Source organism: Indolivaga capnocytophagoides DSM 22835 (assembly GCF_000426485.1).
GTDB lineage: Bacteria > Bacteroidota > Bacteroidia > Bacteroidales > Dysgonomonadaceae > Dysgonomonas_A > Dysgonomonas_A capnocytophagoides.
Genome location: NZ_AUFL01000017.1, coordinates 1 through 12,780, shown reverse-complemented (window position 1 = coordinate 12,780; position 12,780 = coordinate 1). Strand labels below are relative to the sequence as shown.

16 protein-coding genes, 1 tRNA gene and 1 pseudogene are annotated in these 12,780 nt (G+C 35.2%); 12 read left to right on the top strand and 6 right to left on the bottom strand.

Going from position 1 to position 12,780, the window contains the following annotated elements:
* Positions 1-83 precede the first annotated feature (83 nt).
* The 4 genes from K322_RS0110175 (at position 84) to K322_RS0110160 (ending at position 2,630) form a co-directional block, all read left to right on the top strand.
* Positions 84-160, top strand: a tRNA-Asp gene (locus K322_RS0110175).
* A 266-nt stretch (positions 161-426) separates the two neighbouring features.
* The gene (locus tag K322_RS0110170) at positions 427-1,665 is read left to right on the top strand and encodes a site-specific integrase (RefSeq protein WP_026626793.1); all 1,239 of its coding nucleotides are present in this window, start codon (positions 427-429) and stop codon (positions 1,663-1,665) included.
* A 13-nt stretch (positions 1,666-1,678) separates the two neighbouring features.
* A complete protein-coding gene (locus tag K322_RS0110165; protein ID WP_026626792.1) occupies positions 1,679-2,098 on the top strand; it encodes an ArsR family transcriptional regulator in 420 nt (139 codons plus the stop codon).
* 1 nt (position 2,099) lies between these two features.
* Positions 2,100-2,630: an ORF6N domain-containing protein gene (locus K322_RS0110160; protein WP_026626791.1), complete on the top strand. Its 531-nt coding sequence runs from the start codon at positions 2,100-2,102 to the stop codon at positions 2,628-2,630.
* A 10-nt stretch (positions 2,631-2,640) separates the two neighbouring features.
* Here K322_RS0110160 and K322_RS0110155 read toward each other — a convergent pair whose 3' ends face one another.
* Genes K322_RS0110155 through K322_RS0110130 form a run of 6 tightly spaced genes read right to left on the bottom strand, consistent with a single transcriptional unit; the run spans position 2,641 to position 6,232 of the window.
* Positions 2,641-2,817: a histone H1 gene (locus tag K322_RS0110155; protein WP_026626790.1), complete on the bottom strand. Its 177-nt coding sequence runs from the start codon at positions 2,815-2,817 to the stop codon at positions 2,641-2,643.
* A gap of 40 nt (positions 2,818-2,857) precedes the next feature.
* Positions 2,858-3,457, bottom strand: a complete 600-nt coding sequence (locus tag K322_RS0110150) for an HD domain-containing protein (protein WP_035331860.1) — start codon at positions 3,455-3,457, stop codon at positions 2,858-2,860.
* A gap of 8 nt (positions 3,458-3,465) precedes the next feature.
* Positions 3,466-3,753, bottom strand: coding sequence for a putative quinol monooxygenase (locus K322_RS0110145; protein ID WP_026626788.1), 288 nt, complete (start codon positions 3,751-3,753; stop codon positions 3,466-3,468).
* An 11-nt stretch (positions 3,754-3,764) separates the two neighbouring features.
* Entirely contained in the window at positions 3,765-5,015 is a 1,251-nt protein-coding gene (locus K322_RS0110140) for a Y-family DNA polymerase (protein ID WP_026626787.1), read from the bottom strand.
* Positions 5,015-5,794 carry a hypothetical protein gene (locus K322_RS0110135; protein ID WP_026626786.1) on the bottom strand — a complete coding sequence of 260 codons (780 nt, stop codon included), beginning with the start codon at positions 5,792-5,794 and terminating at the stop codon, positions 5,015-5,017. Before K322_RS0110135 ends, K322_RS0110140 begins: the two co-directional genes overlap by 1 nt.
* A 3-nt stretch (positions 5,795-5,797) precedes the next feature.
* A complete protein-coding gene (locus K322_RS0110130; protein WP_026626785.1) occupies positions 5,798-6,232 on the bottom strand; it encodes a LexA family protein in 435 nt (144 codons plus the stop codon).
* A 344-nt stretch (positions 6,233-6,576) separates the two neighbouring features.
* Here K322_RS0110130 and K322_RS0110120 point away from each other — a divergent pair, with 344 nt between their 5' ends.
* The 8 genes and pseudogenes from K322_RS0110120 (at position 6,577) to K322_RS0110085 (ending at position 12,704) form a co-directional block, all read left to right on the top strand.
* A complete protein-coding gene (locus K322_RS0110120) occupies positions 6,577-6,840 on the top strand; it encodes a hypothetical protein (RefSeq protein ID WP_084158561.1) in 264 nt (87 codons plus the stop codon).
* Positions 6,841-6,851: 11 nt separating this feature from the next.
* Positions 6,852-7,871 (top strand): hypothetical protein, encoded by a 1,020-nt coding sequence (locus K322_RS0110115; RefSeq protein WP_026626783.1) that lies wholly within the window; start codon positions 6,852-6,854, stop codon positions 7,869-7,871.
* A gap of 5 nt (positions 7,872-7,876) precedes the next feature.
* Positions 7,877-8,257 (top strand): PcfK-like family protein, encoded by a 381-nt coding sequence (locus K322_RS20625; protein ID WP_084158560.1) that lies wholly within the window; start codon positions 7,877-7,879, stop codon positions 8,255-8,257.
* A complete protein-coding gene (locus K322_RS0110105) occupies positions 8,254-10,455 on the top strand; it encodes an AAA family ATPase (protein ID WP_035331858.1) in 2,202 nt (733 codons plus the stop codon). Before K322_RS20625 ends, K322_RS0110105 begins: the two co-directional genes overlap by 4 nt.
* A gap of 168 nt (positions 10,456-10,623) precedes the next feature.
* On the top strand, positions 10,624-11,634 hold the full coding sequence (locus K322_RS0110095) for a tyrosine-type recombinase/integrase (RefSeq protein WP_026626781.1): 1,011 nt from the start codon (positions 10,624-10,626) through the stop codon (positions 11,632-11,634).
* Between the two features lie 112 nt (positions 11,635-11,746).
* Positions 11,747-11,962: pseudogene (locus K322_RS20620) on the top strand (PcfJ domain-containing protein); the annotation flags it as partial.
* Entirely contained in the window at positions 11,959-12,195 is a 237-nt protein-coding gene (locus tag K322_RS19130; RefSeq protein ID WP_051290749.1) for a hypothetical protein, read from the top strand. The pseudogene K322_RS20620 and the gene K322_RS19130, both read left to right, overlap by 4 nt.
* 122 nt (positions 12,196-12,317) lie before the next feature.
* Positions 12,318-12,704: a hypothetical protein gene (locus K322_RS0110085; RefSeq protein ID WP_051290748.1), complete on the top strand. Its 387-nt coding sequence runs from the start codon at positions 12,318-12,320 to the stop codon at positions 12,702-12,704.
* The last annotated feature ends 76 nt before the right edge of the window (positions 12,705-12,780 follow it).

The window sequence follows — 12,780 nt, the reverse complement described above, 5'->3', positions numbered from 1 at the left end:
TTTCTCTCTTAAAATTTGGAAAATCTCGAAAACGCATCTATCTTTGCATCGCATTTCAGAGGAAATGACACTCCAAAAAAAACGGTGTGGTAGTTCAGCTGGTTAGAATACCTGCCTGTCACGCAGGGGGTCGCGGGTTCGAGTCCCGTCCATACCGCCAAAGTTAAAGCCAATAGGCGAAAAAAGTTAGTTAAATCCTACAATATCAATATATTGTAGGATTTTTCTTTTTATCCATATAGCCAGAAAAAGACATAAAATGGGCATCGAACGCCTTAATTCGTTCCCCAAAGTGTTCACCTTAACCGAAAAAAGTGTTCACCCTAAATTGTCTTTAATTGGCAGTGTATCAGACATTTTTGGAAGTGCAAGATTTACTCATTCGAAAAACAATAATATTTTATTTGTAATTTAAAATGAGTAGTTATGAAAAGTACATTCAATGTCATTTATTACATCCGTCGAGACAAACTTAAAAAGGACGGAACAGCACCTATCTTTTGTCGGATTACCATCTCTCAGGAAAAGGTCAGTTTTAATATAAAAGCTGCAATAAATACAGGTATTTGGGAATCAAGTACAGGCAGAGCAATCGGTAAAAGCAGAGAAGCTTTAAGTATCAATAAGATCATAGATTCTTATACCAGCCTTATCAATGAAAAATACAATGAGATATTTGATCGTGATGGGATTGTTTCTGCAGAAGGCTTGAAAAACAGTATTCTTGGTATCTCCTCGTCTCCTAACGACATACCAATCTATCTTTTGGAAGTCTATCGTCAGCACAATGAAGATATGGAAAAACTGGTCGGTAAAAAATTCTCTCCGGCTATCCTGCAAAAATACAAATGTGTTTATAAAAAGCTTCAGACATTCTTAAAATTCAAATATAATCTGTCTGATATTAAACTGAAAGATATTAAACACAGTTTCTTAACGGATTTTGAAACTTATCTTAGAATTGACGGGAATTGCCAGACCAATACAATCGGGCGCAACATGAGGCTTCTGAAGAAGATTATCAATATAGCAAAGAACAATGGTTGGATCATCGCAGACCCTTACGCGAATTATAAAATCCATTTTGAGAAGGTTGACAGAGGATATCTGACTGAAGAAGAGATAAAGGCGATTATTGAGAAAGACTTCTCTATTGGCCGGATCGAAAAGGTAAGGGATATATTTATATTTTCCTGTTTCACCGGACTTTCATATGCAGACATATACGAATTAACGTATGACGATATAAAGCCTCATTTTGATGATAATCTATGGATTATGAAGAAGCGTGTTAAAACGAATACCGATATAACCGTTCCTTTAATGGATATACCACTTTCTATAATAGAGAAATACAGAGGGGAACAAAAGAACAACAAAGTTCTTCCGACAATGTGCAATCAGAAGATGAACTCTTATTTGAAAGAAATTGCCGATTTGTGCGGTATTGAGAAGCACCTCACCTATCACATGAGCCGTCATACATTCGCAACGACGTTTTTATCGTTGGGTATTCCGATCGAGTCTGTATCGAAAATGCTGGGGCACACAAAAATCCAGACAACACAAATATATGCCCGGATAACTAATAACAAGATAGCCAATGAAATGAATGCTATTGTGGAAAAACTAAAAACTTACGAATCAAAAAGTGCTATTGTTTAATCTAGTTGAGTTTATGAAAACAGGATATATAAAGTTTACAGATATAGATACCGACAGACCAATCATTGAAGTAAAAATTGTAGATGGTACAGTTTGGATGACAGTAAATGAAATCGCTGATTTGTTTGGGGTTTATACCCCGACAATCAGCAAGCATCTCAAAGCTATATTTAAAGATGGCTTACTAAGAGAAAGTGAAGTAACAAAAGAATACAGGTATATCCGAAATGAAAAAGAAGAATATGTTCGCATTTACTATAATTTAAAAGCTATTATTTTCTTGAGTTTTCGTATTCAATCCCTATATACCAAAGCTTTTAGGGAATGGGTATTCAATGCTTTTTGTGAATACGAAAAGGCAAAAGCTAAATCTGAAATGATCATAATATTCAATGCTAACACAGGAAAACCATCATCTAAAACTCTGAATTGACATGAAATTACAGATTATTCAAAATAAGATATTTGAGGTTCGTGGCTTACGGGTGATGATCGATTTTCATTTAGCAGAACTCTATCAGGTTGAAACCCGAGTTTTAAAACAGGCTGTCCGAAGAAATATAGAGCGTTTCCCTTCTGACTTTATGTTTGAATTGACGGGGGAAGAAGCTATGGGATTGATAAACATGGGGGTGTCACAATCTGTGATACCCTCCGGTTATAATATCGGAGCAACTAAGATCTTTGCATTTACTGAGCAGGGAGTATCTATGCTCTCTTCCGTCTTACGAAGTAAGATAGCCATCGAAATCAATATTTCTATAATGAGAGCTTTCGTTGCTCTTCGTCAATATGCTTTAGGCTATGCAGAACTTAACCAAAAGTTAGAAACATTTATGCTCGAGACCAATATGCAGTTTAATGAGATATATCAGGCTCTGACAGAGTTGGCCAGTACCAGAGAACAGGACGATAAACCTAGAAAACGTGTAGGATATATACAAAATGAAGAAGAGGAGCAATAGCTCCTCTTTCTTATTTCTTAGACTCTTCGATAGATACCTTACGGAATTCTTTCAACGCTTTTTCTATTTCCAAAGACACTTTTCTGGCACGCTGTCCGGCTGCTTTGTTTCCATTCTCTACCTGAGTATTTGCATCTTTTGAAAAGTTAGCAAACAATTGACTTAAATTTTCTACTAAATTTTTCATCACTATCATATTTTAAATTTGAACTGCAAAGATAGATCTCTTATTGAACTTCCCTGTAAAATTCAGCAATATATTCTTCCATAAATGAATGGCGTTTTGCAGCTATCAGCTTAGCCGATTCTGTATTCATCAGATCCTTTAGTTTAAACAACTTGTCATAAAAGTGTTGAATACTTGAATTTTCTTTCTCTTGTTCATCAGGGCTATATAGAATTCGATTCTTACTACCGCCATATGCAAAACACCGGGCAATGCCGATTGCCCCGATAGCATCCAAACGGTCTGCATCTTGTACGATCTCAGCTTCTATTGAAGATGGCTTATTTCCTTTGCTGAAAGAAACCTGAGAAACAATCTCGACAACTCTGTTTATAATTGACTGCTCAACAAATAAGGATTTTAGAAATGCACTGATTAACTCTTCTGACTTATCTATTTCGTTATGAAGTTTATGATCGCCAAGGTCATGCAACCAAGCCGCCAGTTCAACCAAAAAGCTATCTGCATGTTCTATTCTCAATATCTTTCGGGCATTAATAACTACACGTTCTATATGATAATAATCATGCCCCGTTCCTTCTTTGAGAAAAGTTTCTTTTATATATTCCTGTGCTTTTATCAGAATATCTTTATTCTCCATTCTTTTACTTATTGAAAAATATCCATAATGGTAAATTCACATTCTTTGGATTGGTGTTTATTAATCAGAGGTACAAGTCGTCTGAAATGCTCTGTGCGGCAATGCCTGTTCAATGCTTCATGATCGGGCCATTCTTCAATGAAGATAAAGTGAGTTTTATCGTCCTGATCTATATAAAGGTTGTAATCTATACAATCTTTTTCCAGTTTGGTTTTAGCAACCAATTCAGCATAAAGAGGTTTTACTATATCCAAATACTCTTCTTTTATAAAATCCTCGGCTATAACTTTTATCATTTGTTTTTTTACTAAATTCTAATTTCAATAATATCATTAAGATTGGTCGTGTATCGTTTTGAGAGATGCTCCTGACGAATATTCTTACTATAACCGTTTCCCTGAACTGCAAGTTTTACAGTATCACGTCCATTCTTTTTATTTATCTCATCCAAAGTCTGGTTTAATCTCTGTAGCTTATCACGGTCTTTTTCATCAAAGAAATCTCGCAATGCATATTCTTCGGGGATAATATCAATCAATACAACTCCAGCCCTTTTATATTCCAGATTTGGCAAATAAATCGAATCCAAAGCCTGACGACAGTAACCGATAATCTCGCCTGTATCCGATGTATAGAATGACAAAGGAACAACTTTTGAAGGTTTATACACATCCTCTTCAAATCGATCGGTTTGCACAAAAATATAAACGGCTTTGGTTACAGTTTTCTGTTTTCTCAATTTAGCTACACTCAGAGAGGCTAACGAAGCGATAGACTCCAGTAAATTGTTGTATTCAGTAATTGGCTGCCCGAAACTTCTGGATGTACATATTTGTTGTTTCTTGGCCGACAGTTCGTCTTTTTCAATACAGGGGATACCGTGCAATTCCAGCCAAGTTCGTTCCCCGATTACAGTCATCTTACCTCTGACCCATGATCGAGTCTTTAGAGTCAAATCATATGCTGTTTTTACTCTGTGATATTCAAGCATCTTTGTGTGGCGACGCCCTATGCCCCAAACATCACTAATAGGTGTTTTCTGTAAGGCTTTGATACGTTTCTCCTCGCTATCAATAATACAAATATTATGATATGCCTTATATTTCTTGGCAAAGTGATTGGCTATTTTACCCAGAGTCTTAGTCGGTGCTACACCTATCGATACCGATATTCCTGTATTCTTTGTGACTGTACGAATAATATGTTCACTATAACTTGCAACATCTTTAATTCCGTGTAAATGAAGAAAAGCCTCGTCTACAGAATATACTTCCATCTCAGGTACGAGATTGGATAGAGTATTCATCACTCTGTCCGACATATCTCCATAGAGTGTGAAATTGGTCGAGTAAACCCCAACATTATATTGCTTAACGAGTTCCTTTATTTGAAAAAATGGTACTCCCATTTTTATCCCTAATGCTTTGGCTTCATTGCTACGTGATATAACACAGCCATCGTTGTTGCTGAGTACAACAACAGGACGATTGTTTAATGCGGGATTGAAGACCCGTTCACACGAAACAAAGAAGTTATTACAGTCGATTAGGGCGTACATTAATTACTAAAATTAAATGCTTTTTTTTGCTTGTTATATAAATCTTCAACTACCTTATCAAATATTCTTTTATATTCTTCATTAGAAGCTTTATACCCAAATTCTTGCTCGAAATCAGCAAGAATTCCATTTTTCAAAAATTCCGGATCATTCTCACATTTCCAAATAGTATATTTAAAAGCATCATCAAATGTTGTTTCCATATCTTTATAAAAAAATCTAGATTGAGTTTTCTCTGTGTCTATGAATGCCTGAATTATATTTCTTTGGTCAATTAAAGTTTCAAAAAGTAAATCAAAATCGTCCAATACCTCTTGCACTGTTACTTCTCTACTAGAAGAAATATACCCGGAATAAGGAGACTTTTTGTATGCATCATCAATCCCCGTATATAAAAAACGTCCATAGCATGTAGCCATAGTGATAAATAACCTATTATTAGTTTTTACATTAATAGGTCTGAATAGAGTTATTAATTCAGTCCATGATATATATTCACCATTCTTTAACAAAAGTCCATTGTTCTGATCTCCGTGCATCTCAAAATGGAATAATAATCCATCTAACATATATTCAGCATTAGTTTCATAATATTTGAATAATTCAATTAATTGTTCTCTATTCTGGATATCATAAAAGCTATGAGTCATTTTTTGCTCATTCTCTTGCATATAATCAATACGACGTTTTATACAGTCGTCATATAAATTTTGGCCTGTTTGCTGATCAGTAGCTGGTAAGCTTTGAAACACCACAATATGCTTTATATCTCCAATCATATTTTATCTTTGTTTCTTTATCGAATAAGTTACTATCCCCCAGATAAGGAAATCATTATCTTCTGTTACTTTGATAGGGCTATAGCTTTTATTAGCAGGTATAAGCCACACTATATCTTTTTCTATTTTAATGTATTTAATCGTGAATTCACCATCGACAAAGCAGACTGCCATATCTCCGTTTCGCGGCTCCAGCGATTTATCAATAATCAATATATCTCCATCATAAACACCAGCATCCTGCATGCTATCACCACGAACGCGTCCATAGAATGTACTGGACGGATGGCGAACCAACTCTTTATTCAAGTCGATAGCCAGATCCATGAAATCCTGAGCCGGACTAGGGAATCCAGCTTTGATTCCTCCATCAGCGATAGGTAGCGATAATTCAGTGTTTACTTCTGCACGAAATATTTCAAGAGCTTTCTTTTCCATCAAAACAAAAGTACATAAAGCTATAGAGATAATGCGAATTCAGAATCTTAATTAATATATCAATATTATAGAATTTCTCTTCCGTTTCTCCTTTTATAACTGCTCCTCTTTCTGCGGAGTCATCACTTGATCGGTCTTCTTGTTCATCGGGCAAAGGTATGAACGGCTTTTAGTTCTGCATATTCTTACGCCTGTCGGTTTTCGAAAAAATCTTCCTCTTTCCTTTCAGGCGAGCGTATTTATCCGAAAAAATATGCCTGTCTAAAAGCCTATACCAGCTTGTTGCCCTTGAAACAAAAAATGACCGACACGACGGATGACGCATGAAAAAAAAAGTCGCAGTTATGAGAAACGAAAGAAAAATATTGAAACAAAACTCCCTCCCCTCTGGAATCATCATAAAATTGGGTTTAGGGGTAGCAATAGTGGCTCTGTGTGCATGGATAGTGACACAAGTGAGTATAAACACCTCTGTTATTACAGGACTTATCGGTGGCTATCTAATTATCTGCTTTGTATTTAAAATAGTAAAGCTATTCATCAAGATGATATTATCAATTATAGCTTTTATCATCCTTATCTCCATTTTCTTATTTATAATCTTTTAAACCGTACAGCCATGACAAAAATCTATTCATTGTTCGCAGGAACAACAACTGATACTGAAGTGAAAGCAGTCGCCAAAAACCAAATCATTCAAATGGAAGGATACTCCTATGACCGTTATGTAGTCCACCTAATTACACACGACAAATACGGCTATCACTATCATCTGATTAACCTCCGCACGCTTGATATACAACAATCTGAAATCATTAAACCGTTGAGCCAAAAGTTTGGAATCGGTATGTATTACGATGAGAACAATATTGAGTTTATGCCCGAAGAAGAAGTTATTGAACTCTATACAAAAGCAAAGGCAAAAGAAGATGCAGAACAGGAAAAAGAACAACAAGAGAATGAGCGCAGAAAGGCTGTAAGGGAAATCGGTCGCAAATGGCTGAATGAAAACCTACCTAAAGATGCCAAAGCGATCATTGTGGCTCGCTTGAAAGCTGATGAATCCGACTCACAAACTGATTATTATGCCTCAAGAGTAACACGCACTGTCATCTTAGGCTTTTCCAAACACAAACGTGATATATTCTCCGAAATGCGGAAGTATGCTTCAAATTTTGAAGAAACAGCACATCTGGCAACCTATAACGAGGAGTATGAACACAGGGAAAAGTATTCAATGGGTGCAGGGTATTATCTCGGAGAAAGCAAATACCGCGGATGGATTATCGAAAAATCACCGATATATGACAGAAAGAACAAGATTGATGAATTTGCCTATGTGGCAGGATGTCCCGATGGTATTTACATCAATAAGAATAATGACAATGATACCTCTATCCAAGAGCAGAAAGAACCAACTCTTCAATTTGAATCCGATAACCTCTCTTTTGAGATAGTCGATTATTCAGAAAAAGCAATTGCCCTGTTCGGAGATACCAAAGAAATCAAAGATCTACTCAAAGCAATGGGTGGAAAATTCAATCCGAGACTGACACACAACAATGAGAAGCAAGCAGGATGGATATTTTCCAAAACCAAGAGAATAGAATTACAAACAGTATTAAACTTAAACAAATAACGACTATGAAATCAACAGCATATTTCACACGAACCATATTAACCCATTTAGAACAAAGGGCATCTGTAGACCCTTTGTTCGCCCAATCATTCGCAAATCTCGATAAGAACATTGACGATTGTTGTACTTACATTTTAAACGAAGTACAAAAAAGCGGTTGTAATGGCTTCACCGATGACGAAGTCTATTCAATGGCTGTACATTATTATCCAAAGTATATCATTATCCAAAGCTGTTTATATCCAATATTGATTGTCAATACTTTACAGTCAATAGTTTTCAGAATAGCTTTGGATAATATTAGCTTGATTTCTGGTAGTTTACTGCTTAAATTCTCTTTGCTTTTAGGTTTATTCACTACCTTTGTGAAAAACACAATAGGATGATACAGAGTATAAAGATAGATTGGTTAAACTGTTTTGGCATTAAGAGTCTTAACCATGAATTTAAGTTTTCCGCTGGAAAACAAGTGCATCTTATATATGCGGCTAATGGGACAATGAAAACATCGTTTGCCAAGACAATGAAATTTCTGTCAGAACAATCAAAAGAAAAACCTTGTGACCAACTTTGCAAGGAAAATGATGTTAAGTATGATTTAACAGCCGATGGTAATAATATATTGAATAAAAATATTTTTGTAGTAAATGGTGATGATGAGATAGATAGTTCCGGCTCTTTTATAAACTTCCTAGCTAGTGTTGAGCTTAAAACAAAATATGATGAAATATATCAAAAGCTAACAAAGGAGAAAGAATCTCTGATGACTAAGTTGAAGAGCAGTTCACAAAGTACCGATTGTGAAAAAGAAATAGTAGAAACCTTTACACAGAATGAAGATGATACTATTTTTAGTATTTTGGAGAAAATAGATCCTGAGGTAAATATTGGATTGCCAGTATTTGAATTCCGATATAATGATGTTTTCGATACAAAGGGAGCAGTAAAAGCATTTCTTGAAAACCATAAGGAAAATCTAAAAGAGTACATTGAGAATTATGAAAAACTTTTAACCGAATCCACATTGTATCGTTCTGTTGGAGCTCATGCTTTTGGAACTTATCAAGTAACACAGTTGTCTCAGTATGTTTCTGATGGCGTCTTTTTTGGGGTACAGCATAAGATTGTATTACAGGATGGAACAGAAGTCACCTCTCATGAGCAGTTACAGAAAATGATGTCCGACGAACAAGAAAGAATACTCAACGATGAAAAGTTGAGAAAATCTTTTGAAAAAATAACGAAAGCTATTGATAAAAACACAGAACTGCGAGGATTTAAGGCAGTAATTGAATCGCATCCGGAGTGGATTCTTGAAATGCTCAATTATGAAGATTTTCGCAAGAAAGTTTGGTTAGGCTACCTCGCTAAGACAGATGTAAAGCCACTTTTCGATTCATATATCCAGATTTATAACGAAAACAAGGATAAGTTGCTTGAAGTGTTGCTACAAGCCGGAGAACAACAAGAAAGATGGAAAGATATAATTAATCTCTATAATGCTCGCTTCCACGTACCATTAAAAGTTTCTATAGCTAACCAGCGAGACATTATCTTAAAAAAAGAAGCCGCAAAACTTCAATTTTCTTATATTGTGGAAGGGCAAGCACCCATTATTAAGGAAAGAAAGGAATTAGACAAAATATTGAGCCGTGGAGAGAAACGTGCTTTTATTATTTTGCAGTTTCTTTTTGAAATGGAGGCTCGCAAGATGGTTGGCGATGATTGCATTTTGGTGATGGATGATATAGCCGATTCATTTGACTACCAGAATAAATACGCCATTGTTGAATATATCAAGGATTTAGCTGAAAGAGGTGGCAATAAGTTTTATATGCTCATTATGACCCATAACTATGATTTTTACCGTACAGTTTCGTCTCGTTTGAGTCTATTTCAGAATAATCTTTGGATGGTTGAACGGACAGCAGACGGCAAGGTTACTTTGGAGACCGGACAATATAAGGGTAACGTATATGCTAATGCTTTTGTAGGACATGATGACAATGACAAAATTTTCATCAGCATGATACCTTTTGTAAGAAATCTGATAGAGTATACAAAAGGAGAGAAGGTGTCAGAATATATCACACTTACTGATTGTCTACATATGAAAGGCGACACAACGAGCATCACTGAAAGCCAAGTCATAGACATTCTGAATGATTACACATTAGGCAAAGGCATAAAGCGTACAAAAACTGTTAATAAAGTATATAACCTTATTATGGCTACGGCAGACGCAATTGCAAACGAGGCAACGCCTAATCCAGTGTTAATACAAAATAAAATTGTACTTTCTATTGCTATTCGTCATTTAGCCGAAAAATATATGCATGACAAGATAATTGCTTCTGGAAAAGATGAAGCGGTCCTTGTTGTTTCCGGTAATCAGACCGGAAAGTGGACAAGCTTATATAAGGATACTTGCCCTACCGATAGCAATAAGGATATCATAGAGCGAGTTAATATGATGACACCAGAACTCATTCACGTAAATAGCTTTATGTTTGAGCCATTGATAGATATGTCAATTTTTCACCTAATAAAGCTGTATAAGGATTGTAAGGAGAACTTAGCGTAATTGCAGCAGATGAGATGTGTAAAGATTATTTTATTATAATCTCATGTAGTTAGGATAGAAAAATAATGCCCTATACTATCTTCATTTCTCCATGGATATGGTTGAAGATATAAGAAACAGCCTTGAAGAAAAACTTGGTTCAATAATCCCAAATAATAAATCGAAATCATGAAGAATCCTACTGACTTTGCATATCATCTCACCAGATATTTCCAAGATTTTTTGGTAAGTTGCAGAAATTTGAGTAAGAATACTATATCCTCTTATAGTTATACATTCCGTCTGTTAATGTCTTTTTTCGATGAAAGGCTTTCGGTAAAGCCAGAGAAATTAGTATTGAAAAACATTGATAAAAAAGCAATATGCGATTTTCTCGATTGGCTTGAATCGGAACGACATTGTTCCAACGCAACAAGAAATAACCGTCTTGCTGCAATCCACTCTTTTTTTCGTTACCTTCAATCAGAAGATCCTAAGCAGCTTTACTGCTGTCAGACGATACTCAATATTCCATATAAGAAGAAAGATGTTCCTGCATTGAAATGTCTTGACAAGGAGCAGACTAGTTGTTTGCTGTGTGAGCCCAACCTTCATGATGTAAGAGAAAGAAGAGATGCGGTTATTCTCAGTGTTCTTTATGATACAGGTGCAAGAGTACAGGAAGTTTGTGATTTAAGAATGCGAGATATTAGACTTGAATCACCGGCTATTATCACGTTGACTGGAAAAGGAAGAAAAAGTCGTAATATTCCTATTGTAGGGAATACAGTAGAACTCTTAACCAATTATATGAAGGAGAAAAAAATGAATAGCATACACAAACTTGATTATCCTTTATTTTTCAATCAGAGAGGAGAACCTCTTACACGTGGAGGAATAACTTATATACTAAAGAAATACACTTCAAGGGTTAAAAGCATAATAATGCCAGAAAAAATATCTCCACATATTCTGCGGCATAGCAAGGCCATGCATTTACTTCAGGCCGGATATAACATGATAATAATCCGCGATTGGCTTGGACATGTGTCTGTCAAAACAACGGAGATCTATGCACGTTTAGACATTGATGCAAAGCGAAAAATCCTTGAAGAGGCTTTTCCGATAAAAGATGATGCATTAGAATATCCAGACTGGACAGAAAACCAAACACTCATGGATTTTCTGAGGAATCTCTAATTATTATGCGCAGTGTTTTAATGGAGAACATCTTATTATTTGATTGTTAACATTAATACTGCGCATAACTAAAGACTTTGCATAATGGTGCTTATGCATAATTACACATAAGCACCATTGTGTTGGCAGTTATCATTCAAAAGAAGATTCGCTGATTCTTTCGGCTTGTATAGATGGTAAACGGATTGAAACAATAGAAGTGTCAATTTCGCAATTAAAGGTTATCCAATCAAGAGGCGTTTGTAATAAGAATACCAAATACCACAATCAGATAATTGATCTCGTCAATCGAAACATCTCGCTTATTGAGGAAAGACTTGTAGCATGAAGATAAAAGATATTACAGGCCAATTAGTCGAAGTGACTAATCTGAATAAGGCTATCAAACAATGTCAATTATGTAAGGATAGTCACTTCCTTATGGATTCGGGATATACAGTCGGAGAAAATTATACTTTCATGCTCCGGCAACTCGAAAAGTTGAAACGAAAATCAAAAGGCAAACGGCGAGACAAAGTTCTCGCTGTCTTCTATTCTTATGAGATCTGCAAATTATTTTGAAGGAAATGTAAAATAATTTGCAGATTACTACTTAAAAGAAGTTTTGAACAGGTCGAAAAGTTTTTGTATTAAGTGCAATAAATTGATAATTTTTTTTTATTAATAATTTAATTGTTGACATTATGAAAATGAAAGATTTAAGTACAGATATGAAGTTATCTGTTAAAAGTGTAGCGGATAAAGACGATGAAGGTAAAGAACGAGTTTTTATAGAGGTTCTTGAGGACTGTAATTTATTTGACTATATGATTTTAGATACAACGTACAATAGTGATGGGAGTATATCAAACCTTTTGAGACATTGTTATATGTTTCCTGATTACGAAGTTAAAAAAGGGGAAGTATTACTACTCTATTCTACAAAAGGGAAAAATTATACGGGGCAGTTTACCAATACAAAAAGGACTTTTCATGCTTTTTATTGGGGCTTAGACAAGTCAATCTGGAATAATGAGGAAGATAAGGCTCTGCTACTAAAAATAGCAAATAGAATTGAAACAAATGTATGATGTATTTTATCCTTACTCAATTTTAAGAAAAATCCCAAGATAGAAGAATCTTGGGATTTCTGCTTTATTTTACCTT

Coding starts and splice junctions, on each gene's coding strand:
- K322_RS0110095 (WP_026626781.1), top strand. CDS start 10,624: ATGAAGAATCCTACTGACTTTGCATATCATCTCACCAGATATTTCCAA.
- K322_RS0110085 (WP_051290748.1), top strand. CDS start 12,318: ATGAAAATGAAAGATTTAAGTACAGATATGAAGTTATCTGTTAAAAGT.
- K322_RS0110140 (WP_026626787.1), bottom strand. CDS start 5,015: ATGTACGCCCTAATCGACTGTAATAACTTCTTTGTTTCGTGTGAACGG.
- K322_RS0110165 (WP_026626792.1), top strand. CDS start 1,679: ATGAAAACAGGATATATAAAGTTTACAGATATAGATACCGACAGACCA.
- K322_RS0110135 (WP_026626786.1), bottom strand. CDS start 5,794: ATGATTGGAGATATAAAGCATATTGTGGTGTTTCAAAGCTTACCAGCT.
- K322_RS19130 (WP_051290749.1), top strand. CDS start 11,959: ATGAAGATAAAAGATATTACAGGCCAATTAGTCGAAGTGACTAATCTG.
- K322_RS0110120 (WP_084158561.1), top strand. CDS start 6,577: ATGAGAAACGAAAGAAAAATATTGAAACAAAACTCCCTCCCCTCTGGA.
- K322_RS0110105 (WP_035331858.1), top strand. CDS start 8,254: ATGATACAGAGTATAAAGATAGATTGGTTAAACTGTTTTGGCATTAAG.
- K322_RS0110115 (WP_026626783.1), top strand. CDS start 6,852: ATGACAAAAATCTATTCATTGTTCGCAGGAACAACAACTGATACTGAA.
- K322_RS20625 (WP_084158560.1), top strand. CDS start 7,877: ATGAAATCAACAGCATATTTCACACGAACCATATTAACCCATTTAGAA.
- K322_RS0110130 (WP_026626785.1), bottom strand. CDS start 6,232: ATGGAAAAGAAAGCTCTTGAAATATTTCGTGCAGAAGTAAACACTGAA.
- K322_RS0110150 (WP_035331860.1), bottom strand. CDS start 3,457: ATGGAGAATAAAGATATTCTGATAAAAGCACAGGAATATATAAAAGAA.
- K322_RS0110145 (WP_026626788.1), bottom strand. CDS start 3,753: ATGATAAAAGTTATAGCCGAGGATTTTATAAAAGAAGAGTATTTGGAT.
- K322_RS0110170 (WP_026626793.1), top strand. CDS start 427: ATGAAAAGTACATTCAATGTCATTTATTACATCCGTCGAGACAAACTT.
- K322_RS0110160 (WP_026626791.1), top strand. CDS start 2,100: ATGAAATTACAGATTATTCAAAATAAGATATTTGAGGTTCGTGGCTTA.
- K322_RS0110155 (WP_026626790.1), bottom strand. CDS start 2,817: ATGAAAAATTTAGTAGAAAATTTAAGTCAATTGTTTGCTAACTTTTCA.